The sequence below is a fragment of the Tolumonas lignilytica genome (assembly GCF_000527035.1).
In the GTDB taxonomy this organism is placed as follows: domain Bacteria; phylum Pseudomonadota; class Gammaproteobacteria; order Enterobacterales; family Aeromonadaceae; genus Tolumonas; species Tolumonas lignilytica.
The window spans coordinates 793,138-819,934 of sequence record NZ_AZUK01000001.1 but is presented as its reverse complement, the minus strand read 5'-3'; the positions used below and the strand labels follow the sequence as shown (position 1 = coordinate 819,934).

26 protein-coding genes are annotated in these 26,797 nt (G+C 50.2%); 9 read left to right on the top strand and 17 right to left on the bottom strand.

Annotated elements, in window-relative coordinates; all coding sequences use genetic code 11:
* Positions 1-120 precede the first annotated feature (120 nt).
* The 7 genes from H027_RS0103815 to rsxA are packed head-to-tail and all read right to left on the bottom strand — an operon-like array spanning position 121 to position 5,274.
* Positions 121-393 (bottom strand): RnfH family protein, encoded by a 273-nt coding sequence (locus H027_RS0103815; protein WP_024871207.1) that lies wholly within the window; start codon positions 391-393, stop codon positions 121-123.
* Positions 393-1,094, bottom strand: coding sequence for an electron transport complex subunit E (locus H027_RS0103810; RefSeq protein ID WP_024871206.1), 702 nt, complete (start codon positions 1,092-1,094; stop codon positions 393-395). Before H027_RS0103810 ends, H027_RS0103815 begins: the two co-directional genes overlap by 1 nt.
* Positions 1,091-1,723 carry an electron transport complex subunit RsxG gene (rsxG, locus tag H027_RS0103805; RefSeq protein ID WP_024871205.1) on the bottom strand — a complete coding sequence of 211 codons (633 nt, stop codon included), beginning with the start codon at positions 1,721-1,723 and terminating at the stop codon, positions 1,091-1,093. The genes H027_RS0103810 and rsxG overlap by 4 nt, the downstream gene beginning before the upstream one ends.
* Entirely contained in the window at positions 1,720-2,700 is a 981-nt protein-coding gene (locus tag H027_RS0103800) for an RnfABCDGE type electron transport complex subunit D (RefSeq protein ID WP_024871204.1), read from the bottom strand. Before H027_RS0103800 ends, rsxG begins: the two co-directional genes overlap by 4 nt.
* Entirely contained in the window at positions 2,697-4,145 is a 1,449-nt protein-coding gene (gene rsxC, locus H027_RS0103795) for an electron transport complex subunit RsxC (RefSeq protein ID WP_024871203.1), read from the bottom strand. The genes H027_RS0103800 and rsxC overlap by 4 nt, the downstream gene beginning before the upstream one ends.
* The gene (locus H027_RS0103790) at positions 4,138-4,683 is read right to left on the bottom strand and encodes an RnfABCDGE type electron transport complex subunit B (RefSeq protein ID WP_024871202.1); all 546 of its coding nucleotides are present in this window, start codon (positions 4,681-4,683) and stop codon (positions 4,138-4,140) included. Before H027_RS0103790 ends, rsxC begins: the two co-directional genes overlap by 8 nt.
* Positions 4,684-4,695: 12 nt before the next feature.
* Entirely contained in the window at positions 4,696-5,274 is a 579-nt protein-coding gene (rsxA, locus tag H027_RS0103785; protein ID WP_024871201.1) for an electron transport complex subunit RsxA, read from the bottom strand.
* A gap of 357 nt (positions 5,275-5,631) precedes the next feature.
* Here rsxA and nifL point away from each other — a divergent pair, with 357 nt between their 5' ends.
* Both nifL and nifA read left to right on the top strand, forming a co-directional pair.
* The gene (nifL, locus tag H027_RS0103780; RefSeq protein ID WP_024871200.1) at positions 5,632-7,158 is read left to right on the top strand and encodes a nitrogen fixation negative regulator NifL; all 1,527 of its coding nucleotides are present in this window, start codon (positions 5,632-5,634) and stop codon (positions 7,156-7,158) included.
* Entirely contained in the window at positions 7,155-8,747 is a 1,593-nt protein-coding gene (nifA, locus tag H027_RS0103775; RefSeq protein ID WP_024871199.1) for a nif-specific transcriptional activator NifA, read from the top strand. Before nifL ends, nifA begins: the two co-directional genes overlap by 4 nt.
* Before the next feature lie 70 nt (positions 8,748-8,817).
* On the opposite strand, the gene purB is transcribed toward nifA, so the two are convergent.
* The 4 genes from purB to H027_RS0103755 form a co-directional block, all read right to left on the bottom strand.
* Positions 8,818-10,188, bottom strand: coding sequence for an adenylosuccinate lyase (gene purB / locus H027_RS0103770; protein ID WP_024871198.1), 1,371 nt, complete (start codon positions 10,186-10,188; stop codon positions 8,818-8,820).
* Between the two features lie 35 nt (positions 10,189-10,223).
* On the bottom strand, positions 10,224-10,847 hold the full coding sequence (gene hflD / locus H027_RS0103765) for a high frequency lysogenization protein HflD (RefSeq protein WP_024871197.1): 624 nt from the start codon (positions 10,845-10,847) through the stop codon (positions 10,224-10,226).
* A 2-nt stretch (positions 10,848-10,849) separates the two neighbouring features.
* Positions 10,850-11,959, bottom strand: coding sequence for a tRNA 2-thiouridine(34) synthase MnmA (gene mnmA / locus H027_RS0103760; RefSeq protein WP_024871196.1), 1,110 nt, complete (start codon positions 11,957-11,959; stop codon positions 10,850-10,852).
* A gap of 67 nt (positions 11,960-12,026) precedes the next feature.
* Positions 12,027-12,482 carry an NUDIX hydrolase gene (locus tag H027_RS0103755; protein ID WP_024871195.1) on the bottom strand — a complete coding sequence of 152 codons (456 nt, stop codon included), beginning with the start codon at positions 12,480-12,482 and terminating at the stop codon, positions 12,027-12,029.
* 267 nt (positions 12,483-12,749) lie between these two features.
* Between H027_RS0103755 and icd the strand changes: the two genes are divergently transcribed.
* On the top strand, positions 12,750-14,003 hold the full coding sequence (gene icd / locus H027_RS0103750) for an NADP-dependent isocitrate dehydrogenase (RefSeq protein ID WP_024871194.1): 1,254 nt from the start codon (positions 12,750-12,752) through the stop codon (positions 14,001-14,003).
* A 105-nt stretch (positions 14,004-14,108) separates the two neighbouring features.
* Here the strand turns inward: icd and cspD are convergent, their stop codons facing one another.
* Positions 14,109-14,327 (bottom strand): cold shock domain-containing protein CspD, encoded by a 219-nt coding sequence (cspD, locus tag H027_RS0103745; protein ID WP_024871193.1) that lies wholly within the window; start codon positions 14,325-14,327, stop codon positions 14,109-14,111.
* 214 nt (positions 14,328-14,541) lie between these two features.
* Between cspD and clpS the strand changes: the two genes are divergently transcribed.
* A complete protein-coding gene (gene clpS, locus H027_RS0103740; RefSeq protein ID WP_024871192.1) occupies positions 14,542-14,856 on the top strand; it encodes an ATP-dependent Clp protease adapter ClpS in 315 nt (104 codons plus the stop codon).
* Between the two features lie 52 nt (positions 14,857-14,908).
* Positions 14,909-17,185 (top strand): ATP-dependent Clp protease ATP-binding subunit ClpA, encoded by a 2,277-nt coding sequence (gene clpA, locus H027_RS0103735; RefSeq protein WP_024871191.1) that lies wholly within the window; start codon positions 14,909-14,911, stop codon positions 17,183-17,185.
* 62 nt (positions 17,186-17,247) lie between these two features.
* On the opposite strand, the gene infA is transcribed toward clpA, so the two are convergent.
* From infA to ald, 5 genes are all read right to left on the bottom strand, one after another.
* Positions 17,248-17,466, bottom strand: coding sequence for a translation initiation factor IF-1 (gene infA, locus H027_RS0103730; RefSeq protein ID WP_015879384.1), 219 nt, complete (start codon positions 17,464-17,466; stop codon positions 17,248-17,250).
* 67 nt (positions 17,467-17,533) lie between these two features.
* Positions 17,534-18,247: an arginyltransferase gene (locus H027_RS0103725; RefSeq protein WP_024871190.1), complete on the bottom strand. Its 714-nt coding sequence runs from the start codon at positions 18,245-18,247 to the stop codon at positions 17,534-17,536.
* Complete coding sequence (gene aat / locus H027_RS0103720) at positions 18,244-18,948, bottom strand: leucyl/phenylalanyl-tRNA--protein transferase (protein ID WP_024871189.1); 705 nt, start codon at positions 18,946-18,948, stop codon at positions 18,244-18,246. Before aat ends, H027_RS0103725 begins: the two co-directional genes overlap by 4 nt.
* A 126-nt stretch (positions 18,949-19,074) precedes the next feature.
* Positions 19,075-20,031, bottom strand: coding sequence for a thioredoxin-disulfide reductase (trxB, locus tag H027_RS0103715; protein WP_024871188.1), 957 nt, complete (start codon positions 20,029-20,031; stop codon positions 19,075-19,077).
* Between the two features lie 174 nt (positions 20,032-20,205).
* Positions 20,206-21,342, bottom strand: coding sequence for an alanine dehydrogenase (gene ald / locus H027_RS0103710; RefSeq protein ID WP_024871187.1), 1,137 nt, complete (start codon positions 21,340-21,342; stop codon positions 20,206-20,208).
* Between the two features lie 162 nt (positions 21,343-21,504).
* Between ald and lrp the strand changes: the two genes are divergently transcribed.
* The 4 genes from lrp (at position 21,505) to H027_RS0103690 (ending at position 26,765) form a co-directional block, all read left to right on the top strand.
* The gene (lrp, locus tag H027_RS0103705) at positions 21,505-21,996 is read left to right on the top strand and encodes a leucine-responsive transcriptional regulator Lrp (RefSeq protein WP_015879379.1); all 492 of its coding nucleotides are present in this window, start codon (positions 21,505-21,507) and stop codon (positions 21,994-21,996) included.
* 167 nt (positions 21,997-22,163) lie between these two features.
* Entirely contained in the window at positions 22,164-24,794 is a 2,631-nt protein-coding gene (locus H027_RS0103700; protein WP_024871186.1) for a DNA translocase FtsK, read from the top strand.
* Between the two features lies 1 nt (position 24,795).
* Positions 24,796-25,419: an outer membrane lipoprotein periplasmic chaperone LolA gene (gene lolA, locus H027_RS0103695; RefSeq protein ID WP_024871185.1), complete on the top strand. Its 624-nt coding sequence runs from the start codon at positions 24,796-24,798 to the stop codon at positions 25,417-25,419.
* The gene (locus tag H027_RS0103690) at positions 25,419-26,765 is read left to right on the top strand and encodes a replication-associated recombination protein A (RefSeq protein ID WP_024871184.1); all 1,347 of its coding nucleotides are present in this window, start codon (positions 25,419-25,421) and stop codon (positions 26,763-26,765) included. Before lolA ends, H027_RS0103690 begins: the two co-directional genes overlap by 1 nt.
* Positions 26,766-26,797 lie beyond the last annotated feature (32 nt).

The window sequence follows — 26,797 nt, the reverse complement described above, 5'->3', positions numbered from 1 at the left end:
GATTTATATGGATTTATTTCTTGTTGGCTTTGGTGGTGGTTGTGATGAACCTCACAATCTGTGACAAATGCGCAAAAAAATGACCACCGTTTTGGTGGTCATTGCAGGAATGGTAAATGATTAGTCCTCATCATCTTCATCATCTTCATCATCAGCGGATGCCTGACGTTGGATCGGCAGATAAATTTCGACTCGGTCGCCTTCTTTTAATGGCGTCTCAGCCGTACAGATTTTACCGAATACTCCGATTTTGTGGGTCGTTAGATCGAGATCCGGATATTGTTGGAATAAGGGGGAGGCCCGCAGAGCTTCTGCTGCAGTAACTGGCTCCGGTAAATCGAGCTGATACCAGTTACCTTTGGCGCCCCGAGCATGTGCGACACTGATTTTCATTAATGGCATCCTCCGGCGGTGGCTGTTTTTCCGGCTATCGCCGGGCTCTCTTGCTTGCTGAACAGACGTTTGCGCAGGCGAATGGCGGCGAGCAGAATACCCATCACCACAAAGCCTCCTGGAGGTAACAGCATCAGCAGGAAACCGTGGTAGCCCGGCAGTACATGCATTTCCATAAACTTGAAATGGGGGCCGAGCAGCAGTGATGCACCGGAGAACAGGGTGCCGCTACCGATGATTTCACGAACAGCACCAACACTGGTTACCCCGATGGTAAAACCTATTCCGGTGGCGAAACCATCCAGTGCGGCCGCAAGAGGTTTGTTCTTCATGGCAAACGCTTCGGTTCGCCCGAGAGGGGCACAGTTAGCGACGATCAGTGGAATGAATAACCCCAGTACCTTGTGTAAATCGTGCATCCAGGCATTCATGGTCAGATCGAGCAGTGTCACCAGAAAAGCGATGATCACAATGAAGATCGGAATACGGATCTGATTCGGTGTCATCTTGCGCAACAGCGACACTATTAGATTGGCACCGGTCATTACCATCATGGTTAAAACGCCAATGCCCAAGCCATTCGTTGCCGTGGTGGTGATGGCCATCAGCGGGCATAGCCCGAGGATCTGGACAAAGGTGACGTTGTTGCGCCAGACACCATCGGCAAAGATGTCAGAATAACGAGGTTCTATATTACTCATGATTTAGCTCCCTGCTTTACGCCCAAAATTTCAGCCTTGTGGCGGGCAAACAATGTCAGTCCTTCATAAACCCCTTTCACTACACCACGCGGCGTAATGGTGGCACCGGTGAAAGAATCGAATTCACCACCGTCTTTCTTCACATGCCAGTTTTTCTGCGAGGTGTTGTCGAGGGATTTGCCGTCAAAACTGAAAATCCATTTGCTCTTGCTCGGTTCAATCAGATCGCCAAGACCCGGTGTTTCTTTATGGTTGGTGACGCGCACACCGGTGAGCACACCGTTGGCATCGATACCGAGCAGCATGTTAATGGCGCCGGAATAGCCGGTTGCATCGGCAAACAGTACAACCCCACTGGGTACACCGTTCTTGCGGCCAAGGAAAAAATGCACCGGCTTACCATCCAATGTCAGGGTGTACTCTTCCTTGCTGATGTGGTTGTCATACAAATTGGCCGGAAATACCTGAGAGAGCATATTTTGGGTATCTTCCAGCTGACGCTTCTTGATGGGCTCTTTGGTCATCGATGCGATGCTGGAGACCAGCAGACAAACCAGCAGGGTAAACACGCCTAAGCGCAGCGCCTGCATATAGGGTTGATCACGTAATGGAATTGCCTGAGAACTCATGACTGGCCCTCCTTCTTCATTTGATAGCCGTAGGCTTTCGGACGAGTAAAGTTATCGATAAGCGGAGTTGCTGCGTTAGTCAGTAACACGGCAAAGGCCACGCCTTCGGGGAAATTACCGAAACTGCGGATGATGTAGATTAGAAAACCGGTTAGCAGGCCATACACCAACTTACCTTTGCTGCTGCTTGGTGTAGTGACCGGATCGGTGACAATGAAAAATGCACCGAGCAGTAGGCCACCGCTGGTTAGTTGTGCCAGTGGTGCGGCAATTGAAGCCGGGGCAATCAGCCAATGCAGCGATCCGGGGATCAGACAGCCAGCCAGTGTTGCCAGTGGTGCATGCCAGGTAAAGACTTTTTGCTGCAACAGCCACAAACCACCTAACAGCAGCAGGATGGCAGAAGTTTCACCCATGCTGCCCTTGCTGGTACCCAGCAGATGCTGCATCCAGTTAAAACTCTGGTGATGGCTCTCTTTGAAATAGCCGAGTGTGGTAGCACCGGAAACGCCATCGATCCCCATTTTATAAAAATGACCGTCGTAAAAGGCGCTTGGTTCAATCCAATGCGTCATCTCGACCGGAAACGCAATCAAGAGCACCACGCGCGCCAGCATTGCCGGATTAAACGGGTTTTGCCCAAGACCACCATAGACGTGCTTGCCGAACAGAATAGCAATCATCCCGCCCAGTGCGCCGAGCCAGAGCGGGGCATGCGGTGGCAGACTCATCGCAAGGATCAGTGCAGTTAGCAGACAAGCTCCATCGATCAGCTCGCCGCCGGCCTGGGGATTTAATCTGAAAGCAATAGCTTCACAAATCCAGCAACTCAAGATGCAGCTTAACATCAGAAACAAGGATGGCATGCCAAACTGCAATATGCCCAGAATAGCAGCAGGCGCGAGTGCCAGATTTACCTTGAACATAACACGTTGGATCGTCAGACCCTCGTGTGCGTGCGGGGCCATTAATGTCATGATGCATCCTCCTGAGTTGCGGTGCGACGGGATGGTCTGCGGGATTGCTGTTTGGCGGCTTTTGCGGCTTCGCGTTCGGCGGCTTCGCGTTCCATGCGTTCACGGTGCGCTGCGCTGTTGGTACAGGTCAGCTTGGTTTTTTGTTCCATACGCCACTGGCGATTCAACTCCTGCTGTCCCCAGTCAAAATACTTGGTAAGCGGAATGGCGGCCGGGCAGACGTAAGAGCAGGAGCCGCACAGCAGACATTCATCCAGCCCCATCTTTTGCGCACTCTCCAGATTGTCGATTTTCAGTTCCACCACCATGTCTAAAGGCGGCAGACTCATCGGACAGACATCCATACAGCGGCCGCAGCGTACACAGGCACTGGCGTGCGGATTGGGCAGTTCGTCCTTGGTCAGCAGCAGTAAGCCGCTGGTTCCTTTGGTGATTGGCTCATGAATATCGCTGACGGCACGACCCATCATCGGGCCACCCAGCACGATACGGGCCGCATCCTCTTTCAATCCCCCGCACTGTTCGATCAGCTCAGAAATAGGTGTGCCAATAGGCACCATCAGATTGGCTGGTTGTTCAATAGCCCCGCCACTGACGGTCACTACACGGTGAGTCAGCGGTTTTTCAAAGCGGATGGCGTTGAAGATAGCGATACAAGTACCGACGTTCTGTACCAGTACGCCCATTTCGGTAGAGCGTTTACCCTGCGGGATCTGCATCCCGGTAACGGCTTCAATCATCTGCTTGGCGGAACCCATCGGGTAGAGTGCTGGCAGCGCTACCACGTCCATGTTAGGTTCCAGTTCGCACAGCGCATCGAGTACCGCCAGTGCATCCGGCTTATTGTCTTCGATACCGATATAAACCTGTTTCGCCTTGGTGATCTGTTTCAGATAACGGATCCCACCAATCAGCTGTTCACCCTGTTCCTGCATCAGGCGATCATCAACGGTCAGATAGGGTTCACACTCACTGCCATTAATGATCAGCGTTTCAATGGGGTAACGCAGGCTCATACGGATTTTATCTGCTGCCGGGAACATCGCCCCGCCCATGCCGACGATCCCGGCCTGTTCGATTAGTGACAACAGCGCATCCCGCTCCGGCAACTCTTCGTAGCGCATCAGCGATTTGCTGCTCTGTTGACTGGTTTGGTCAACCTTGATAGTGATGGTCTGCTTTTCTAGGTTAATTTCGGTCACTTCACCAGCAAGCGGGGCGTGGATTGGTGACGAAGCGCGACCATTGCTTCTGGCGAGCAATTGGTTGCCGATAACCCGGGTACCGATTTCAACCACTGGGATCGCTGCCGCACCGGTATGCTGTTTCAGTGAGACAATCAGCCGACGCGGTAATTTGATTGGTTTAATTGCACTCTGACTGGTCAGATGTTTATGCCCATCAGGGTGTACACCACCATGAGGTTTTATTTTGGCTTTAAGCATGGTTCAATTCTCCTGCAGGGCTGCTCCCGGGTTTGGTTACCCGCATGGTTAAGGCCGGATCGGGATAAAGGTTGATACCGCCATGTGGGCAGACCTTGACGCAGGCACCGCAACCAGTACAGGCATCGGCAATCACGCCATGTAGCTGCCGGGTTGCGCCAACAATCGCGTCATAGGTGCATTGTTTGATGCAACGACCACAACCATCGCAGCTACTCATATCAATTGCTGCCACCATCGGTCCCTGCTGATCGGCGGCATTCAGGCTTACTCCCAATACCGCAGCTATTTTTTGTGCCAGCACGGCACCACCGGGTGGGCAGATATCCGGTGCAGCCTCTCCGCGGGCCATGGCTTTAGCTGCCTGTGCACAGCCGGGATAACCACACTGTCCGCAGTGACCATGAGGTAGCAGCTCGGCAACCGCTTCGGCAAGGGGATCGCCTTCTACCTTGAAATGAATGGCGGCAAAGCCGAGTGCATAGCCAATGGCGGCAGCAAACAGCGGGATAGCCAATAAAGTCAGTAAGGTTGTCATACTCTTATCTCCTTAACCGGCAAGCCCGGCAAAACCGGCGAACGACAACGCCAGAATGCCTGCAGTAATAAAGTTAAGTGGAACGCCCTTAAACAGGGCTGGAAGTTGCGAGCGTTCCAGACGTTCGCGCAGACCGGAAAACAGCACCATTACCAGTGAATAGCCGAGAGCAGAGCTGAAGGCAAAGAACAGGCTTTGAATGAAATTCAGGTTCTCTTCAATCACCAGTAGCGCTACCCCTAACACGGCACAGTTGGTGGTGATGAGCGGAAGAAAAATACCCAGTGTGCGATACAGTTCCGGGCTGTATTTTGCTACAAACAGTTCAGTTAACTGCACCAGAGAGGCAATAACCATGATGAAGGAAATCAAGCGTAGGTAACCCAACCCCAGTGGTTCCAGCACGGTATAGTTCAATATCCAACTGACACAGCTGGACACGGAAATAACGAAGGTTGTCGCCATTGCCATGCCGATCGCCGATTCGATCTTATTAGTTACCCCCATGAATGAGCACAACCCGAGAAACCGGGAGAGCACGACATTATTTACCAGCCCGTTGGCCAGAATGATCAGCAGTAGTTCACGCATTCCATTTGCCTCTTTCAAACCCAGATGTGAGACAAAATGCGAAACCTATGCCAAAAAGTGTGTGCTGCATCACAGTGAACAAATGCACCATAACAATGCAATGGTTGTTGTTTCAGGGGATGTCTGATTGCAGGAAACCAGACAAGAGCACGCTATTTTTGTTGTAATAGACCTAATTTTTGTATGGTTTTGTGCTGGTTGCGACAAGCACTGCAGCAGATAACAGGGAAACGTGTGTTGCGGAATGACTCTTGCTTTTATCTCAGATAACTGGCGGTAACAACCGTACAGATTCACCAAGATCGACAATTTGTCTGATTGCTCACAGCAGTGGGTTCTGCGCATGAAGGAGAGGGTATGACGATCCTGCAAAACTACACCCCTGAAACTACCGGAGCGGTGTGCATCAACAGTGCCAGTTTGCAGCAAATGGTGTCACTGCTGCCGATGGAACTGTTTTATGGTGTAGTGGAACAATCCTCCATTGGTATCTCTATTACCGATCCGAAAGCCAATATTCTTTATTGTAATACGGCATTCTGTCGTCTGACGGGCTACAAGCGTGGTGAACTGCAATATCGGAATCACAACATTCTGGCCAGTCAGCAGACACCCAAATCTCGTTATCAGACTATGTGGCATCACCTGACACAACATCAGCCCTGGACTGGCCGCTTAATCAATAAACGGAAAGATGGTTCGCTCTATCTGGCTGAAGTCACGGTGACGCCGGTATTGAACAATGACAACATCATCACGCATTTTCTTGGCATGCACCGTGATATCAGCGAACAGTTTGCGCTGGAACAGCGTGTTCATAATCAGAAGGCCATGATAGAAGCGGTGCTGGATGCGGCCCCCACCGCGATCGCCGTGCTGAACGAACACAATCAGGTCGTACTCGACAACCTGACCTACAAAACCCTGCGTACCGATCTGCGTGGCTCGGAACCTTTCATGGTACTGGGATTTATCCCCGGACAACAAAATCCGGAACGGGATCAGTTATGGCCCTTGACCATCCGTGGTCGTCAGCGCTGGTTCAGCATCACGGTTCAGCCGTTGTCTGAACTCAACGAAGAGGCTGGACTCTATTTCGGTGAAGGTAAGCGCCCTTGTACTTTGCTGCTGATCACTGATCAAACCGAGCGGCGGCAGCAGATGGAACAATCCCGTCTGGAGCAATTACGCATGCAGGTGGAAGAGCAGACGCTGTTGTCCGCCATCCGCGAAACTCTGGATGTGGCCATGATCCAGAGTCAGGCTCCGCTGAATATGCTACAGGCGGCATTACGGCTGGAGTCGGACAATGACAGTCGGGCTGCGATGGCGATCAATACCGCGCTGGATGCGGGCCACGAAGCGATGAAACGTCTGGCGCTTTATCGTCCGACCTCGAAAACAGAACCCCCCTCTGATTTCGATTTGTTCGGCTTATTCGCCGATCTGCACGACATGCAGGTATTGCGATTGGAACATCTTGATGTGCTGATGCAGATCGATATCGCAGCTGGTTTGCCAACCCTGTTCATGCAGCGTACCCGCCTGCTGACCGGTTTGTGTTTGTTGTTCGAACGCGCCTGTCAGTCAGTGGCGGAGCAGACCTCTGCCCGGTTGAAAATTTGTGCTTACCAGAGCGAACAGGAACTTTGCCTGGAAATGCATGACAGTGGCACTGCACCACTCATTACAGCGACACACCGTTTACTGCAACCGCAGGATGAAAACGGTGGTAAACGCAATGACATGATGGAGATGAGTTTTGCTCAGAATATCGTTAACGATCATAGAGGAGTGATCGAAGTGGAAACGAGTGATTTAGGGGGGAGTTGCATCCGACTCAGGTTGCCTTTGCGCACCATTATCAAGGAGGATAAAAAATGAGTACGCCAGCCAACCTGTTTTCCGCCAACGCCAATAAAAGTCTCAGCATGCAGCAGCAACTTAATGCGTTGCATCAGATCAGTATCGTGCTCAGCCGTTCACTGGATCTGGAAGAGACGCTACGCAGCATGCTGCAAACATTAAGCGATATTGCCCACATGCAATATGGGCTGGTTTCTCTGTTTGACCACAACCGCAGTGCCTTATTTATTCAGGCGGTTTATGGCATTGATGCCGAAGTGGTCAAAGACGTCAAAAGTGTCCGTTATCGCATGGGTGAAGGCATCATGGGAACCGTGATGCATCAGGGGCATTCGCTGGTGATCCCGCGAGTGGCTGACGATCCGCGCTTTCTGGATCGGCTGAACCTGTACGACTATGGTTTGCCATTTATCTGTGTGCCGATTCCGGGTGCTGACAGCCAGCCTATCGGCGTACTGGCCGCGCAACCACAGTCAAATGACGAGTCTGAATTACCGGCGCGCACCCGTTTCATGGAAATGGTGGCGAATCTGATTGGTCAGACGGTTCGTCTGATCGGTAAGGTTCACAGTGAACATGAAGCCATCAAAACCGAACGTGACAGCCTGCGGCGTAAAGTGCGCAGTCAGTATGGTTTTGACAATATGGTCGGCCAAACACAATCCATGCGCCAGATCTTTGATTCCATTCGTCAGGTTGCGAAATGGGATACCACCGTGCTGGTGCGCGGTGAGAGTGGTACCGGTAAGGAGTTGATTGCAAACGCGATCCACTATAACTCGCCGCGTGCGAACGGGCCGTTTGTGAAATTGAACTGTGCCGCATTGCCCGATACCTTGCTGGAAAGTGAACTGTTCGGTCATGAAAAAGGGGCTTTTACCGGGGCGGTGAAGCAACGGAAAGGCCGTTTTGAAATGGCCGATGGCGGCACACTGTTCCTGGATGAGATCGGGGAGATCAGTGCCTCTTTCCAGGCCAAGCTGCTGCGTATTCTGCAGGAAGGGGAAATGGAACGTGTCGGTGGCACGGATACGCTAAAAGTAGATGTCCGTATCGTGACCGCGACCAACCGCAATCTGGAAGAGGAAGTTCGCAAAGGCAATTTCCGTGAAGACCTGTATTACCGTCTGAACGTGATGCCGATCCAGTTACCACCACTGCGGGATCGTCTAGAAGATATTCCTGAACTGGCGAAGTTTCTGGTGCAGAAATTATCGGAAAAACAGGGCCGTCAGATCCAGATCAGCGATGGCGCAATTCGCATGTTGCTGAGTCATGATTGGCCGGGCAACGTGCGTGAACTGGAGAATTGTCTGGAACGTGCCTCCATCATGTCGGAAACCGGCCTGATTGACCGGGATGTTATCTTGTTTCATACCAACGATCGTCCGCAACCCGGTTTCACTACTCCGGTTGCTGTGAATAAACCGGCGATCGCCACTGACGTTGATTTTAACGATCCGCAACTGGATGAACGTCAGCGCCTGATTGCGGCATTAGAGCGTTGCGGCTGGGTACAGGCCAAGGCAGCCCGTTTACTGGGCATGACACCGAGACAAATTGCTTATCGCATTCAAATCATGAATATCAATATGCGGCGTATGTGATTTCTTTTCCGCAGAAACAACAGAGGCATGCGATGCATGCCTCTGGGATAACACGTTAACGGTTGAGAACTTATTTCAGTTCATCGACCAGTTGTACCGCACGACCGATATAGTTGGCCGGTGTCAGTTTTTTCAGCTCAGTTTTGACGTCTTCCGGCAGTTCCAGCGTATCGATAAACTCACGCATACCAGCAGCATCGACACGGCGACCACGGGTCAGCTCTTTCAGCTTCTCGTAAGGTTTCTCGATGCCATAGCGACGCATCACGGTCTGAATAGGCTCAGCCAGTACTTCCCAGTTGCTGTCGAGATCCGCCGCCATGCTGGCTTCGTTCGCTTCCAGCTTGGAGATCCCTTTCAGTGATGCTTGATAAGCAATCAGAGAGTAACCTACGGCCACACCCAGGTTACGCAGTACGGTTGAGTCGGTCAGGTCACGCTGCCAGCGGGAAACCGGCAGTTTGGCTGCCAGATGGTCAAACAAGGCATTGGCTAACCCCAGGTTGCCCTCAGAGTTTTCAAAGTCAATCGGGTTGACTTTATGCGGCATGGTTGAAGAGCCGATTTCACCCGCGATGGTGCGTTGTTTGAAGTGACCCAGACAGATGTAACCCCAGATGTCCCGATCGAAGTCGAGCAGAATGGTGTTGAAGCGGGCAATGGCATCAAACAGTTCCGCGATGTAATCGTGTGGTTCGATCTGTGTGGTGTATGGGTTCCAGGTCAGACCCAATCCGGTGACAAACTGCTCTGCAAACGCATGCCAATCCACTTCCGGATATGCACTGATGTGGGCGTTATAGTTACCAACAGCACCGTTGATCTTACCGAGGAATTCCACCGCCATGATCTGTTTGTACTGGCGTTCCAGACGGTAAGCTACGTTCGCCATTTCCTTACCCAGCGTAGTCGGAGAGGCTGGCTGGCCGTGGGTGCGTGATAGCATTGGCACGTCACGGTATTGCTTGGCCAGACCTTTGATGGCATCGATCAGTTTTTGGCAGTAAGGGGCAATAACCTCTTCACGGGCTGCTTTCAGCATCAGGCCGTGCGAGTTGTTATTGATGTCTTCTGACGTGCAGGCAAAATGGATGAACTCGGAAACAGCGTGCAGTTCGGCATTGGCAGTGACTTTTTCCTTCAGGAAATATTCCACCGCTTTCACATCGTGGTTGGTGGTTTTTTCGATGGTCTTGATGCGGCCTGCATCTTCTTCATTGAAGTTGCTGACGATACTGTCCAGCAATGCATTTGCTTCAGCTGAGAACGCCGGAACTTCCGGGATGCCAGGGTGGGCTGCTAACTGTTGTAACCAGCGTACTTCCACTTCCACGCGGAAACGTAACAGGCCGTATTCAGAAAAAATCGGCCGCAGGTCGGTACATTTATCACCATAACGACCATCAATCGGGGAAACAGCAGTCAGGGCTGACAGTTCCATCACATCACTCCTCGACACTTTCGGTCTTTGAAAAATTAAAGTTGGCGCAATGCAGCTTCGGCAGCGGCAATGACTTTTTTGCGGAAGAACAGGATCTGACGGCGACGACCTCCCAGTTGTCGCCAGAGCACACAGGCTCTGATCCCGGCCAGCAACAACGCACGGATTTTATGTTGCACCTGTGGCTGTTGCAGATAAAGCGGGGCACCGGAAACCTGAATGCGCGGACCCAGGTTACTGATGGTATCGCTGTAGATCCCAGCCAGATTGCTCATGACGGTATCGGACAGCAGATCAAAATGAAATGCCTGACGCTTAACCTGACCGACACGCTCACCAAGTACTGATAGCACCCGGCGTTTGCTGCTCAGTTTACGCTCTAGTGCCACCATGCCGATGACATAGCGGGTCAGTTCAATATTTTTGGGATTGCGGTTATTACCTAGCTGTTCCACCAGCGATTTATAGCCATCGCGTAATAACCGGGGTTCGGGATACACCGACGCGGCATGGTCCGGGTCTGTGATCAGCACGCCTTGCAACAAACAGCGCAGAGAATCTTCGTCACAGCTTCCGTTACGGGCAACTTGCTGCACTAACCAGGCGGCCTGACAGACAGCGGCCAGTGCCATTGTTTGCATTGCCTGTTTATGTTGCATGATTACACACTCCCGGAGAATCGTTGTTCAATGATACCACCGCCCAGGCACTCTTCACCCAGATAAAACACCGCTGACTGGCCGGGGGTCACCGCAGCCTGTGGTGTCGCAAACGTCACTTTGATGGTGTCATCATCAATCGGTTCCACATGACAGGGAATATCTTGCTGGCGATAACGGGTTTTCACCACGCAATCAAACGGTTCACGGCGAATGTTGCGATCCACCCAGTGCAGTTGTTTGGCAATCAGGCCATCAGAATAAAGACGCGGATGATCATGGCCTTGGGCCACCACCAGCACATTACGTTCAACGTCTTTATCCACCACATACCACGGGTTTTCATCACCGTCTTTGAGACCACCAATACCTAAACCTTTGCGCTGACCTAAGGTGTGGTACATCAGCCCTTGATGTTCGCCAATCACCTTGCCATCGACGGTTTCGATGACACCGGGTTGTGCGGGCAGATAACGCGCCAGAAATTCACGGAACTTGCGTTCACCGATAAAGCAGATACCGGTACTGTCTTTTTTCTTGGCGGTAGCCAGACCCAACTGTTCCGCAATGGCACGCACTTGCGGCTTTTCCAGAGCACCGACCGGGAACAGGCTTTGTGATACCTGCTCTGAACTCAGCGTATATAAGAAATAGCTCTGATCTTTGTTGTTATCCAAGCCGCGTAACAGACGGGATTGGCCGGTGCTGTCATCGCGGCGCACATAATGGCCGGTCGCAATATAAGTGGCACCTAAGTCTTCGGCGGCGAATTCCAGAAACGCTTTAAATTTGATCTCTTTGTTGCACAGAATATCGGGGTTAGGGGTGCGTCCGGCTTTGTATTCCGCCAGAAACAGCTCAAACACGTTGTCCCAGTATTCGGCAGCAAAATTGACGGTATGCAGTTTGATCCCGAGCTTGTCACAAACAGCCTGGGCATCGGCCAGATCGGTTGCTGCAGAGCAATACTCGTCTGAATCATCCTCTTCCCAGTTTTTCATGAACAGGCCTTCGACTTGATAGCCTTGTTGCTGAAGCAAATATGCTGAAACAGAAGAGTCTACACCGCCGGACATGCCGACGATGACTTTGATTTGGCTGTTGTTTGTCATCGGGATATCAGTAAAGATGGAAAATCGACGCGCATTTTAGCAAAAAAGCACACTGACGCCTACAATCTCAACGGCGATCTTTCAATGCCGACAGCGGCAGCCTGACGCCAGACAGATAATCATTAAAGCATTCCATCACCAGCGGGCTGCGTAACTGGCGACCCAGAGCACGGATCTGATCGATGGTTTTCCAGTGACAAGCCAGAATGTCGTTATCCGGGTCCTGCGGATGATGTTCGCCCGGCGCTTCCTGCAATTCACAATAAAAACAGAAACGCAGATAAGTCAGTTTGCGATAGGGGCTGGAATACATATACGTGCCCAGCCAGCCATCTGGCGTCAAAGTCAGTCCGGTTTCCTCTTTGATTTCACGACAGACTGCCTGATAGATCGATTCTCCGGCTTCCAAATGACCTGCCGGTTGATTGAACACGTGACGGTGGCGATCCAGCTCTTCCACCAATAAGAAACGATCTTGATAACGGATAACGGCTGCAACCGTTACATTTGGACGAAAAGTCATGGGAGCCCCTTTGCAAACGATCATAGATTACATGAAGAGTCATCCCTCCGTCATCTTTCGTCTGTCGGGGGAGGGTAAACAGGTGAAATGCGACTTGTTTTCATGAAATTGGTCTTGTAAGCGGGTGTGACGTTTGCAGAAATTGGCCGATGGGCTAAGATGACGGTCACAATAATAATTTGCAAAGTGTGCACAACCGAGCAAGAGACTCTCTTGTGTGAGGGTGGTTGGTTGAGCAAGACAATAACCGGAAGTCAGGAGACACAGATGGAAAGTAAAATCGTAGTACCTGCTACAGGCGAAAAAATTTCTGTAGATGCAGCAGGTAAGCTGGTTGTACCGAATAACCCAATTATTCCTTTCATCGAGGGTGACGGTATCGGTGTGGACGTGACTCCTGCCATGCTGAAAGTGGTGGATGCTGCCGTAGAGAAAGCCTACAAAGGCGAAAAGAAAATCTCTTGGATGGAAATCTACACCGGTGAGAAATCAACCAAAGTGTACGGCGATGATGTTTGGTTACCAGCCGAAACACTGGATGCCATGCGTGAATACCACGTGGGTATCAAAGGCCCACTGACTACCCCGGTTGGTGGTGGTATCCGTTCTCTGAACGTAGCTCTGCGTCAGGAGCTGGATCTGTATGTTTGTCTGCGTCCGGTTCGTTACTATGAAGGCACACCTAGCCCGGTTAAACAGCCTGAACTGACCAACATGGTTATTTTCCGTGAAAACGCGGAAGACATCTACGCCGGTATCGAATGGAAAGCCGATTCTGCCGAAGCGAAAAAAGTCATCGAATTCCTGCGCACCGAAATGGGCGTGAAGAAGATCCGTTTCCCTGACAACTGCGGTATTGGTATCAAACCAATGTCAGAAGCGGGCACCAAACGTCTGGTTCGCGCGGCGCTGGAATATGTGATCGACAACGATCGTGACTCGCTGACACTGGTGCACAAAGGCAACATCATGAAGTTCACCGAAGGCGCGTTCAAAGACTGGGGTTACCAGCTGGCTCGTGAAGAGTTCGGTGCTGAACTGATCGATGGCGGCCCTTGGTGCCAGTTCAAAAACCCGAAAACCGGCAAAAACATCATCGTTAAAGACGTGATTGCTGATGCGTTCCTGCAACAGATCCTGCTGCGTCCGGCTGAATACGATGTTATCGCCACCATGAACCTGAACGGTGACTACATCTCTGATGCACTGGCTGCACAGGTGGGTGGTATCGGTATCGCGCCAGGCGCGAACATCGGTGACGGTGTGGCACTGTTTGAAGCGACTCACGGTACTGCGCCGAAATATGCCGGTCAGGACAAAGTTAACCCAGGTTCACTGATCCTGTCTGCGGAAATGATGCTGCGTCATCTGGGCTGGTTTGAAGCGGCTGATCTGATCGTTAAAGGCATGGAAGGCGCTATCCGTAACAAGACAGTGACCTATGACTTCGAACGTCTGATGGACGGCGCGACACTGCGTAAATGCTCTGAATTTGCTGATGACATGATCAGCCAGATGTAATGACAGGATAACTGCCGCTTTAGGCGGTGGTTATCTTCGCGCAGAAAAACAGAAGCGGGAACTGGGTTCCCGCTTCTTCATTTAGAGTACATCCCGTTCTCTTTATTATGATTCCTGGGATGAGGTAGGGACAATGCTGGTGGCATGTGACCCTTTAGGCCCTGCTTGTACTTCAAACTCAACAGGTTGCCCCGCTTTCAGCGTCTTGTACCCGTTCATGTCGATAGTGGAGTAATGAGCAAAAATATCATCGCCACCACCATCGGGGCAGATGAATCCAAATCCTTTCGCATTGTTAAACCACTTTACGGTTCCAGTAGCCATACATCTACGTCCTCAGAGATGAAATTACTTTAAACGCCGTTGAGATGATGCACCACTGACCTCAAATAAGAGCTGTCAGTTGGTCACCAAATCATCAATCTAGTGCAAAAAGCAATTCAGTCAAGTAGCAGATCTCTAAAGCAAGAGCTATTTCAAATAGTATATTGACAACTATTCTTATCTCAGTAGTAATGAAAGAAAAAGGTAGTCGTAAATGAGTAAAACGCGTGTCTCACCGACCACGGAAACGGTGAGTGAGAGTAAAACCGAAATTCAGCCGCCGTCGATGTATAAGGTGATTTTACTGAATGATGATTACACCCCGATGGATTTTGTCGTTGAAGTGTTACAGCGTTTTTTTCGTATGGATCTGGAAAAAGCGACACAGGTCATGTTGGCTGTGCACTATGAGGGCAAAGGGGTGTGTGGCGTCTATACTGCTGATATAGCAGAAACAAAAGTTGATCAAGTTAACCGTTACGCGCGTAAGCATGAACATCCGTTGCTGTGTACTATGGAACAAGCCTGATAATCAGGTGCCTCTTGCATAGCGTTGTTGTCAGTTGGTTTGGGAGGTGCCCATGCTAAACAAAGAACTGGAAAAGTCTATTAACCAGGCATTCAAGGCAGCGAGAGATGCACGTCATGAGTTCATGACCGTTGAACATCTGTTGCTGGCATTAATTGATAACCATTCGGCGCATGATGCATTAGTGGCATGTGGTGCGGATGTTGACCAACTGCGCAGAGAACTCACCGTATTTCTGGAACAGACCACCCCGATGATCCCGCTTGAAGAACCTGAACGGGATACTCAACCGACACTGGGTTTCCAGCGGGTATTGCAACGGGCCGTCTTTCATGTGCAATCTTCCGGTCATAATGAAGTGTTTGGCGCCAATGTGCTGGTAGCCATTTTCAGCGAACAAGAGTCACAGGCCGTCTATTTCCTGAAAAAAGCGGATATTAACCGGTTGGATGTCGTCAACTACATCTCTCATGGCGTCCGGAAGGATGTACCACATCAGGATGATTCACATTCCAGCCAGGATTCCGGTGACGGCGAGGGCATGAGTGAAGAAGCCGCCGCCAACCAGATGGAAAACTTTGTCACCAACCTGAATCAGAAAGTGGTTGAGGGGAATATTGATCCGCTGATTGGCCGTGACGCGGAAGTTAATCGTACGATTCAGATCCTATGCCGTCGCCGTAAAAATAACCCTTTGCTGGTCGGCGAAGCCGGAGTCGGTAAGACTGCCATTGCGGAAGGGCTGGCCTATCGTATCGTGCATGGCGATGTCCCCGAAGTCATTGCTGACAACACCGTTTATTCACTGGATATGGGTTCATTGCTGGCCGGTACCAAATATCGTGGTGATTTTGAGAAACGCTTTAAGGTGGTATTAAAACAACTGGAACGTGAAAAAGGGGCGATCCTGTTTATTGATGAGATTCATACCATCATCGGTGCCGGAGCCGCCTCTGGCGGACAACTGGATGCAGCCAATCTGATCAAGCCTATTTTGTCTTCCGGCCAGTTACGCTGCATGGGATCAACCACCTATCAGGAATATTCACAGGTCTTTGAAAAAGATCATGCGCTGGCACGTCGCTTCCAGAAGATTGATGTGGTGGAACCTTCAGTGGATGACACCACCAAAATCCTGATTGGGTTGAAGCCTCGCTATGAAGAACATCACCATGTGCGTTACACCAATAAGGCGTTACGCGCGGCGGCTGAACTGGCGGCCAAATATATCAATGATCGCCATTTGCCGGATAAAGCCATTGATGTGATTGATGAAGTTGGTGCCAGCCAGCGTCTGCTGCCGCCAAGCAAACGTAAAAAAGTGATCAATGTGCCGGATATTGAAGCCGTTGTCGCAAAAATTGCCCGGATCCCGGAAAAATCGGTTTCTTCCAGTGACCGGGATATTCTGCGTAATCTGGAACGGAATCTGAAAATGGTGGTGTTTGGCCAGGATAAAGCGATTGAAGTCCTGACCGATGCCATTCGTCTCAGTCGTTCCGGTCTGGGTAATGAACGCCGTCCGGTCGGTTCGTTCCTGTTTGCCGGGCCAACCGGTGTCGGTAAAACCGAAGTCACGTTGCAGCTTGCGAAAGCAATGGGCATTGAGTTATTACGTTTCGATATGTCGGAATATATGGAGCGCCATACCGTATCACGTCTGATCGGCGCACCTCCGGGCTATGTCGGCTATGAACAGGGTGGTTTACTGACTGATGCCGTCATCAAACAACCGCACTGCGTTGTCTTGCTCGATGAGATTGAAAAAGCGCATCCTGATGTCTTTAACCTGCTGTTACAGGTCATGGATAACGGTACATTGACCGATAACAATGGTCGTAAGGCCGATTTCCGAAATGTCGTGCTGGTGATGACCACCAACTGTGGTGTTCAGGAAACACAACGGAAATCCATCGGCTTCCAGCAACAGGATCATAGCCATGATGCGTTGTCGGAAATCAACCGCACCTTTACACCGGAATTCCGTAACCGGTTAGACAATATTATTTGGTTCAACCATCTGGATATGGATGTGATCCATCAGGTGGTGGATAAATTCATTGTTGAACTGCAGGCACAACTGGATGCTAAAGGCGTGTCATTGGAAGTCACCTCTGCGGCTCGGCATTGGCTGGCAGAAAAAGGCTATGACAAGGCCATGGGCGCTCGTCCTATGGGGCGTCTGATCCAAGAACAGATGAAAAAACCGCTGGCCAATGAGCTGTTGTTTGGCGAACTGGTGGCAGGGGGCAGTGTGAAGGTTTATCTGCTCGACGACAAACTGAAATTTGATTTTGCGCCCAACAAAGAGAGTGTCTTACAGCCATAACGGCGGTTAAGACCAAAAGAAAAAAGCCCCGGATACTACTGGGGCTTTTTTCTATCTGGATCTTAACGAGAACGGAATACGATGCGACCTTTAGACAGGTCATAGGGGGTCAGCTGCACTGTCACCTTATCACCAGTCAGAATACGGATGTAGTTTTTGCGCATTTTACCGGAGATATGAGCCGTTACCACGTGACCATTTTCAAGTTCAACACGGAACATTGTATTAGGCAGGGTCTCCAGAATCGTCCCTTGCATCTCGATACTGTCTTCTTTAGACATTGAATCCTCGTAATTACCACCAAAAAAATCTGCTGGATCATGCCGGATTTCGCTGGTTGTGTAAAGTTCAGTCAGTCGTAATGCCGTATTTTTTCCAGACTTTATTTTCCAACCGTTCATGAGGCAGATAGCCAGATTTGTAATTCATCTTCCGGCAACCATCGACCTGATAGCCGAGGTAGAGATAGGTACGCCCCATTCGTAATGTGAGCTGCAGTTGAGTCAAAATGGCGTAAGTACCCAGTGAGCGGGCTTCATATTCAGGATCATAAAAGGTGTACATGGCGCTCAGGCTATGTGGTGTCACATCGGTGACCGCCACAGCGATCAGTTTTTCACCATGATAAAATTCGATGAATACCGGCTTGAGCCAGTCAGAGAGCAGAAACTGTTTGTATTGGCTATAACTGGGTGGATACATGCTGCCATCAGCATGACGCTGGTTGATATAACGCTCGTATAACGCGTAGTAGACCGGTTTATCGGTATCATTCAGTTGCCAGCTGATATCACTGTTTTTATGCAACACCCGCCGTTGCTTCCGGCTGGGTTCAAATTCGGCAGCGTTGATGCGCAACGACTGACAGGCTGAACACTGTGTGCAGTGCGGCCGATAAACATCGTTGCCACTACGACGAAAGCCGGCTTGCAACAAGAGTTCATAACCGGTCGCCGTCCGGTAATTTTCATCCATCAAGACAATCAGCTGTTCATACTGGTCTGGCAGGTAGCTGCATGTATGTGAGGGGGTTATGCCAACCCTTAACGGTGTCGAGTTCATAATATCAGCACCTGTGGTTGCCAGCATTCAGCCGGAAAGGATTGCTCCCGCAGTTCAGCCAGTTGTTGCAAGAAGATGTCGCGGGGCAACTCCTGAACGCCCATCGTCTCAAGATAGCTGTTTTGCATCTGACAATCGATCAAGGGGGCGTTATAGCGTGCCAGATGTCGGCACAATGCCACCATCGCCAGTTTCGAGGCATCCGGCTGGCGATGGAACATGGATTCGCCACAAAATAATTTTCCAACCGTGATGCCGTATAACCCGCCAACCAACTGTTCGTCATCCCATACTTCAATGGAGTGGGCTTGGCCCATCTCGTGCAAAATGGCATAGGACTGCATGAATTCCTGGGTGATCCAGGTTTCATCAGAGTAACGCCGGGGTTCAGCGCAGGCTTTTACCACATCCATAAAGGCCTGATTGACCGTAAATCGCAGCGAGGTTTTCGCCAGTGTTTTGCGTAATGACCGGCTGATATGCAATTGCGCCACAGGCAATACGCCCCGCGGATCAGGAGACCACCAGAGAATGGGCTGATAGGCACTGTACCAGGGAAAAATACCGTTATAGTAAGCCGCCAACAGTCGGGCAGAGGAAAGATCGCCGCCAATGGCAAGGAGTCCGTTTGGTTCGAGTAATGCCTCTTCCGGTGAGGGAAAGTACAATGTCGAATCCAGTTGTGTCAGATAAATCGTCATTTACAGCATTCATTCGAAAAGACGCATTTATTTGATAATAACCAGCCTATCTGGTTTTGTCATGGCACCATGTCGCAGGGATAAAAAATGCCGCATAAAGCGGCATTTAAATCGATAACAGATGACTTATTTTGCCTGACCATCAAGGAAGCGTTCGGCATCCAGTGCGGCCATACAACCGGTACCGGCGGAGGTGATGGCTTGACGATAGACATAATCGGCGACATCCCCGGCGGCAAACACACCCTCAATACTGGTTTGTGTGGCAAAACCGTCGCTACCACCTTTTACTTTCAGGTAGCCGTTTTGCATCTCCAGCTGACCTTCAAAAATGGCGGTGTTCGGGCTGTGACCAATGGCAATAAATGCGCCCATGACTTCAACGTCTTCGGTTGATTCATCTTTTGTACTGCGCAGACGCACACCGGTTACACCCATTTCATCACCCAGCACCTCTTCCAGCGTGCGGTTCAGATGTAATTTAATGATGCCCTGTTCCACCTTGTCATACAGACGTTTGATCAGTATTTTTTCGGAACGGAAAGTATCACGGCGGTGGATCAGGTGTACTTCAGAGGCAATGTTTGCCAGATACAGCGCTTCTTCAACGGCTGTATTACCGCCGCCTACGACAGCAACCTTCTGACCACGATAAAAGAAGCCATCACAGGTTGCACAGGCTGAGACGCCACGGCCTTTGAATGCCTCTTCGGATTCCAGCCCCAGATAACGGGCCGATGCGCCAGTGGCAATAATTAAAGCATCGCAAGTGTATTCGCCACTGTCCCCAATCAGACGGAACGGCTTCTGTTGCAGTTCTACCGCGTTAATATGATCGAAAATAATTTGAGTATCAAAATGCTCAGCATGGGCCTTCATGCGATCCATCAATGCCGGGCCAGTCAATCCTTCTGCATCACCCGGCCAGTTTTCAATTTCGGTCGTCGTGGTGAGCTGACCACCCTGCTGCATGCCCGTGATCAAGACAGGATTTAAATTCGCGCGTGCCGCATAGACGGCTGCGGTATATCCTGCCGGGCCCGATCCGAGAATTAGCAGCTTACTGTGTTTTACTTGGCTCATGATGGCATCCTTAAATAACTTGTAGCCGAATAATAGAAAATGAAATTGGTGGGGTAAAGCAGGAGAAACCGATTAAACCAATCGGTTTTATCTATTAAATAGCAAATCTTTATAAGTGAGCCGGAAAATGAGCAAATAAAATACAGTTTATCTGCTCATGCCGGTTGTTAAGGTTCACGATGTTTTTTCTTCATCCAGACCTAGCGCCTGTTCGGGGGAGCATGTTGCCAACGAATGGGCTTGTCCCACCTCAGCACAGGTGAGCTGACCTTTAAATATGTTTAAGCCATGACGTAAAAAACGGTCATTCCGAAAAGCCTCCACATAACCCTGCTTAGCCAGTTTGATAATAAATGGCAAGGTTGCGTTGTTTAATGCCTGGGTAGAGGTTCTGGCCACCGCTCCCGGCATATTGGCCACGCAATAATGTACGACACCATCGACAATATAGGTCGGATCGCTGTGCGTCGTTGGACGAGAGGTTTCTGCGCATCCGCCCTGATCGATAGCAACATCAACAATGGCCGAACCATCTTTCATTTTTTTGACCATGCTGGCGGTGATCAGTTTCGGCGCAGTGGCGCCCGGTAGCAATACGCCGCCGATCACCAAATCAGCCTCAAGAACGGCGCGTTCTATGGATTCCGTAGTGGAATGAATCAGTTTTGCTGCACCTTTGAATTCGCTATCCAATCGTCGCAACGTATCGGTGTTGCGATCTAAAACCGTAACATCTGCACGCATCCCGATGGCCATACGCGCCGCATTCGAACCCACGACGCCCGCGCCCAAGATCGTGACTTTAGCGGGTGCAACGCCGGGCACACCGCCTAATAAGATGCCGGCGCCGCCGTGAGAGCGCTCCAGTATGGACGCACCCGCGTGCACGGCCATGCGGCCTGCAACCTCTGACATAGGGGCTAGTAAAGGTAATCCGCCCTTATCATCCGTTACGGTTTCATAAGCTATACAGATGGCCCCACTTTTCAGCAGATCCTGCGTTTGGCGCAGATCGGGTGCCAGATGCAAATAAGTGAATAAAATCTGCCCCGGACGTAATAAGTTACGTTCGTTCGGCTGTGGTTCTTTTACCTTGATAATCATTTCTGCAGTGGCAAAAATATCAGCCGCAGTGCTAGTAATATCAGCGCCAGCCGCTAAATAATGCTCATCTGTAAAACCAATTGCTTTACCCGCATTAGTTTCTACCAGTACAGTGTGGCCTCTTGCGGTCAATTCGCGTACACTGGATGGTGTCATACCTATGCGATATTCATGGATTTTTATTTCCTTTGGCACTCCGATGATCATGCTGGTATCTCCTTGTTAATTCAGATGATTATTCTGTTTGCTTGTAATGTTGGAAATAAAGGAATATTGACATAGTATTGTTATGATCTTATAAAAGTTTAGTTTGTTCATTATAAAACAAATAGTGATTATCACTGTGTTTCATATCTAAGGTGGAAGGAAATGCTGGAAGAACAGATCAGACTCAGGGATTTGGATCGTATAGATAGAAACATCCTGAATGAACTGCAAAAAGATGGCCGTATCTCTAATGTCGAGCTGTCCAAACGTGTTGGCTTAAGTCCAACTCCTTGTTTAGAACGTGTAAGACGTCTTGAAAGACAAGGCTTTATTGAGGGTTATACAGCTATTCTTAACCCCCATTATCTGGAAGCATCTTTGCTGGTATTTGTTGAAATTACCTTGCAGAAAGGAGCTCCAGACGTATTTGAGGAATTTAATAAAGCCGTTCTGTCATTAGAAGAAATACAGGAATGCCATCTAGTTTCTGGTGATTTCGACTATTTGTTAAAGACGCGCGTTCCGGACATGTCTGCATATCGTCGCTTGTTAGGCGAGACTTTGCTGCGGTTACCCGGTGTGAGTGATACTCGCACATATGTGGTGATGGAAGAGGTAAAACAGACCAGCCGCCTGGTTATTAATACCCGTTAAGCATTCTGCCCGTGTTTGTGCACGGGCTTTGTCTGTTATTCCACGCAACAGAATTGTACCTATTCCTTCACGACAGCTTATAATATGCCGCAGATCTCAAGTCTGGGTATCGTTATCTTCAATTATCTCAGACGCACAATTATTACTTTCCAATAAGGAGTATAGGTTTGGCTGCTGGAAAGTTTACGCCGATGTCAGGTTTACGGCGGATTTTTGAGACGGGGCTAATAATTTTAACTGTTGCCGCGTTATTTATGCTGCTTTCACTATTTACCTATCATCCCTCTGATCCGGGGTGGTCGCAGACTGCCTGGGGCGTAAAGGTGCATAATGCTGGCGGCAATGCAGGGGCATGGCTGGCTGATTTGATGTTTTTTGTATTTGGCGTGTTTGCCTATGCCATTCCCGTATTGCTGGTCGCGCTAGGCTGGGCGATTTTCTGGAAACCATATCGCTTGCTCGAAGTCGATTACTTCGCATTGGGTTTGCGGATCATCGGTTTTATCGCACTGTTTTTATCCATGTCCGCCATGGGCAGTATGAATTTCACGGATATTCATAATTTTTCATCGGGCGGGTTAATCGGTGACATGCTTTACACTGCAATTCTGCCTATTTTTGGTCAATTAGGGACAACGCTGGTTCTGTTGTGTCTGATTGCGGCCAGTATTACGTTATTCACCGGTTGGTCATGGCTTATGTTGGCCGAAAAGATTGGTGAGGCGGTCACGGGCTCGTTGCATTTTGTCTATACCTTACCAAGCCGCATCGTCGGTTGGTTTGCGGGAAAAGCGGGCTACCAACGCGTCGATGAATCACATGCAGAAGATGACGATCAGTTTGTCGATGATGATGACGATGACTTTATTCCGGCAACGGTTGGTGTTGATGACGATTTAACTCCGCGTCGGAGTGCACCTCGTTTTTCTTTCAGCCGCAAATCAGCTATCGTCGATGAAGATCTGACGGATGATGACAATGAGGTAACACAGGTTGTTTCCGTCAGTGAGCGTCGTGAACCCGAATTCAACCTGAATTCAGCTAAGAGTGCGACGACAACACGCAGTGAGCCGACCTTTACCTCTGGTTGGTCAGCCGCAGAAGACGAAGATGATTGGGAGCCCGTCTTACCATGGAGCAATGAGCAGGATGCTAAACCGGCAATGTCGACGGTCTCAGTATCTCCTGCGTCGTCTGTTTCTCCCGCGCCAGCAGCGGTCAAACCCGTTGCGACTCCGGCTGCGTTAACTCCCTTACAGCAAGCTGAACAAGCACTGATTGAAAAGGCGCGCAAAAAAGCAGCCATCGGTGATTTACCTGCTTTCACGCTCTTGGATAATCCACCGGCTAAAGTACAGACCATGAGTAAGGACGAATTGGATCGCATTGCTCGTCTGGTTGAGTCGAAACTGGCTGATTACAATGTGCAGGCACGCGTGGTTGGCGTGTATCCAGGCCCTGTGATCACGCGATTTGAGCTTGATTTGGCACCGGGTATGAAAGCCAGCAAAATCACCGGGTTATCCCGCGATCTGGCCCGTTCACTGTCGGCGGTGAGTGTGCGTGTAGTGGAAGTGATCCCTGGGAAACCTTATGTTGGCCTGGAGTTACCAAATCGCTATCGTCAGACCGTACATCTGCGCGAGGTCATTGATAGCCCAGCTTTTCACAATGCCAGCAGCCCGTTAACGCTCGTATTGGGGCAGGATATTGCTGGCGAGCCGTCGGTGGTTGATCTGGCCAAAATGCCACACCTGCTGGTGGCGGGAACCACCGGTTCAGGTAAATCGGTGGGCGTGAATGCCATGATCATCTCCATGTTGTATAAAGCAACACCGGAAGATGTTCGTTTCATCATGATTGACCCTAAAATGCTGGAGCTTTCTGTATATGAAGGCATTCCTCATTTGCTGACTGAAGTTGTCACCGATATGAAAGATGCAGCCAATGCGCTGCGCTGGTGTGTGGGTGAGATGGAACGGCGTTATAAGCTGATGTCGGTGATGGGGGTGCGTAACCTGAAAGGTTATAACGCCAAGATTGGTGGGGCCATTGACTCTGGCAACCCAATTAAAGATCCATTCTGGCGTCCGGGCGACTCTTTTGATGAAGAAGCACCAGATCTGGAACGTTTGCCGCATATTGTCGTGATTGTCGATGAATTCGCCGACATGATGATGATGGTGGGTAAGAAAGTAGAAGAGTTGATTGCCCGTATTGCGCAGAAAGCGCGTGCGGCTGGTATACACCTGATCCTTGCGACCCAGCGTCCTTCGGTGGATGTGATCACTGGTCTGATTAAGGCAAACATTCCGACTCGTATTTCATTCCAAGTCTCTTCTAAGATTGATTCACGAACCATTCTGGATCAGCAGGGTGCTGAGGCTTTGTTGGGCATGGGGGATATGTTGTATATGCCTGCTGGCGATAGTACTCCAACGCGAGTTCATGGTGCTTTTGTCAGCGACAATGAGGTGCATCGTGTGGTTGATGATTGGAAACTGCGTGGCGAACCTAATTACATTGATGAAATCCTGAATGGTGAAATTACGGCGGAAAATGCATTGCCGGGCGAACAAACCAGCCGGGATGAAGATTTAGATCCGCTGTTTGATGAAGCCGTGGAGTTTGTTGTTGAGTCACGCCGTGGTTCTACGTCGAGTGTCCAACGTCGTTTTAAAATAGGTTACAACCGTGCAGCGCGTCTGATTGAGCAGATGGAATCACAAGGCATTGTCAGTGCTCCCGGCAGTAACGGACAACGTGAAGTGCTGGCACCGTCTTCTATGAGAGATTGATATGAAAACTATGACTAAGTTGTGTACGGTTGGTATTGCGGCTTGCATTTGGTCGCTGAGTTTTCAGGCATTGGCCGATGACAGTGCGGCATTAAAAAAGAAACTGGCGAGTCTTCGCCAGTTCAGTGCCCATTTTGAACAGGAGGTCGTTGATGCACAGGGTAAACCATTGCAAAAAGGCAGTGGTGACATGACAGTGCAACGGCCCGATCGTTTTCGCTGGGAAGCCAAAAAACCGGATGACAATCTAATTGTGTCAGACGGTAAAGCGGTGTGGCTGTATGATCCGTTTGTTGAACAAGTAACGGTTATGAGTTTGAGCAAAGCGGTCGTGAATACACCCTTTCTGCTGATTTCAAGTACGGATGACAAAATCTGGAAAAACTATCAAATCGATCAAGATGGTTTAGCGTTTACGATTACCAGCAAACAAAAAGATCAGCGCATTGAGTCACTGCGCATGGTGTTTGATAATCAAAATCATATTACCCGGATGGAAGTCAACGAAGCTCAAGGGCAGCGTAGCGAATTTACGCTGTCGTCATTTAATCAGAATCCGACAATTAAAGCAGATACCTTTAATTTCAAGACACCGGAAGGTGTGACGGTTGACGACCAACGCTGATGAGCAATTTGTCGCTGGATTTTGCGCCTGATTTTCGCCCTCTGGCTGCGCGGATGCGGCCAGAGCGCTTGGATCAGTATATCGGTCAGAGTCATTTGCTGGCTGAAGGAAAACCACTGCGACGCGCAATCGAGGCGGGCCATTGTCATTCGATGATCCTGTGGGGGCCGCCGGGAACAGGTAAAACGACATTAGCCGAGTTAATGGCGCGTTACTGTCAGGCAGACGTAGAGCGGATCTCGGCGGTCACGTCTGGGGTGAAAGAGATCCGGGCTGCGATTGAACGGGCGAAAGACAACAGTTATCGCAGCCGACGAACCTTGCTGTTTGTCGATGAAGTGCATCGCTTTAATAAAAGTCAGCAAGATGCCTTTTTGCCGCATATCGAAGATGGCACGATTATTTTTGTCGGCGCCACGACAGAAAACCCTTCCTTTGAATTGAATAATGCACTGTTATCCAGAGCCCGAGTTTATTTGCTGAAACGCCTGACCGAAGACGACATTCACCAAGTGGTTCAACAGGCGTTAACTGACCCGAGAGGGTTGGCCGGTGAGCCGCTGCAATTTGATGATGGTGTCTTGAATGCTTTGGTGCAACTGGTCGATGGCGATGCCAGAAAAGCATTAAACTATCTTGAACTCTTGAATGATATGGCGGAGCTCCGTCATGGAGTAAAACGGATTGATCGCCAGCTACTAGCGGCTGTCTCCGGCGAGAAAGTCGCACGCTTCGATAATCAAGGGGATGTTTATTACGATCTGATCTCGGCATTTCACAAATCGATCCGTGGTTCAGATCCGCAGGCCGGGCTTTACTGGTATGCACGCATTGTCGCTGCCGGGGGCGATCCACTTTATGTTGCCCGGCGTCTTTTAGCCATCGCGTCAGAGGATATTGGTAATGCTGACCCTAATGCCATGCGGGTTGCACTGGCAGCTTGGGATTGCTTTGAGCGGGTAGGGCCGGCCGAAGGTGAACGCGCAATTGCCCAGGCTGTCGTTTATCTGGCGTGTGCACCGAAAAGCAATGCTGTTTATGTTGCCTGGGCGGCGGCATTGCAAGACGCCAAAAACCAGCCGGATTATGAGGTTCCGCCTCATCTGCGTAATGCGCCCACCAAGCTCATGGCGTCACTGGGTTATGGGGAAGAATACCGCTATGCCCACAACGAGCCCGGCGCTTATGCTGCTGGTGAGTGTTATTTCCCGCCGGAACTCGAAGGCCGGGAATATTACCTGCCATCAGAGCGCGGGGCTGAAAAACAGATTGCACAAAAACTGAACTATCTGGCTGAATTGGATGCACAAACCACTTTCCAGCGTTATCCTAAATCCCGTTCGTAATGCGGGCTAAACAGAATAATCCTCGTTTGGAC

Bases quoted from the DNA above. Each gene is read 5' to 3' on its own strand.
- rsxG (WP_024871205.1), bottom strand. From the start codon at position 1,723: ATGAGTTCTCAGGCAATTCCATTACGTGATCAACCCTATATGCAGGCG.
- H027_RS0103690 (WP_024871184.1), top strand. From the start codon at position 25,419: ATGAGCAATTTGTCGCTGGATTTTGCGCCTGATTTTCGCCCTCTGGCT.
- H027_RS0103800 (WP_024871204.1), bottom strand. From the start codon at position 2,700: ATGACATTAATGGCCCCGCACGCACACGAGGGTCTGACGATCCAACGT.
- clpS (WP_024871192.1), top strand. From the start codon at position 14,542: ATGAGTAAAACGCGTGTCTCACCGACCACGGAAACGGTGAGTGAGAGT.
- icd (WP_024871194.1), top strand. From the start codon at position 12,750: ATGGAAAGTAAAATCGTAGTACCTGCTACAGGCGAAAAAATTTCTGTA.
- H027_RS0103815 (WP_024871207.1), bottom strand. From the start codon at position 393: ATGAAAATCAGTGTCGCACATGCTCGGGGCGCCAAAGGTAACTGGTAT.
- lrp (WP_015879379.1), top strand. From the start codon at position 21,505: ATGCTGGAAGAACAGATCAGACTCAGGGATTTGGATCGTATAGATAGA.
- infA (WP_015879384.1), bottom strand. From the start codon at position 17,466: ATGTCTAAAGAAGACAGTATCGAGATGCAAGGGACGATTCTGGAGACC.
- ald (WP_024871187.1), bottom strand. From the start codon at position 21,342: ATGATCATCGGAGTGCCAAAGGAAATAAAAATCCATGAATATCGCATA.
- rsxA (WP_024871201.1), bottom strand. From the start codon at position 5,274: ATGCGTGAACTACTGCTGATCATTCTGGCCAACGGGCTGGTAAATAAT.
- nifA (WP_024871199.1), top strand. From the start codon at position 7,155: ATGAGTACGCCAGCCAACCTGTTTTCCGCCAACGCCAATAAAAGTCTC.
- H027_RS0103725 (WP_024871190.1), bottom strand. From the start codon at position 18,247: ATGAACTCGACACCGTTAAGGGTTGGCATAACCCCCTCACATACATGC.
- mnmA (WP_024871196.1), bottom strand. From the start codon at position 11,959: ATGACAAACAACAGCCAAATCAAAGTCATCGTCGGCATGTCCGGCGGT.
- clpA (WP_024871191.1), top strand. From the start codon at position 14,909: ATGCTAAACAAAGAACTGGAAAAGTCTATTAACCAGGCATTCAAGGCA.
- lolA (WP_024871185.1), top strand. From the start codon at position 24,796: ATGAAAACTATGACTAAGTTGTGTACGGTTGGTATTGCGGCTTGCATT.
- purB (WP_024871198.1), bottom strand. From the start codon at position 10,188: ATGGAACTGTCAGCCCTGACTGCTGTTTCCCCGATTGATGGTCGTTAT.
- H027_RS0103790 (WP_024871202.1), bottom strand. From the start codon at position 4,683: ATGACAACCTTACTGACTTTATTGGCTATCCCGCTGTTTGCTGCCGCC.
- H027_RS0103755 (WP_024871195.1), bottom strand. From the start codon at position 12,482: ATGACTTTTCGTCCAAATGTAACGGTTGCAGCCGTTATCCGTTATCAA.
- rsxC (WP_024871203.1), bottom strand. From the start codon at position 4,145: ATGCTTAAAGCCAAAATAAAACCTCATGGTGGTGTACACCCTGATGGG.
- cspD (WP_024871193.1), bottom strand. From the start codon at position 14,327: ATGGCTACTGGAACCGTAAAGTGGTTTAACAATGCGAAAGGATTTGGA.
- trxB (WP_024871188.1), bottom strand. From the start codon at position 20,031: ATGAGCCAAGTAAAACACAGTAAGCTGCTAATTCTCGGATCGGGCCCG.
- hflD (WP_024871197.1), bottom strand. From the start codon at position 10,847: ATGCAACATAAACAGGCAATGCAAACAATGGCACTGGCCGCTGTCTGT.
- H027_RS0103810 (WP_024871206.1), bottom strand. From the start codon at position 1,094: ATGAGTAATATAGAACCTCGTTATTCTGACATCTTTGCCGATGGTGTC.
- nifL (WP_024871200.1), top strand. From the start codon at position 5,632: ATGACGATCCTGCAAAACTACACCCCTGAAACTACCGGAGCGGTGTGC.
- aat (WP_024871189.1), bottom strand. From the start codon at position 18,948: ATGACGATTTATCTGACACAACTGGATTCGACATTGTACTTTCCCTCA.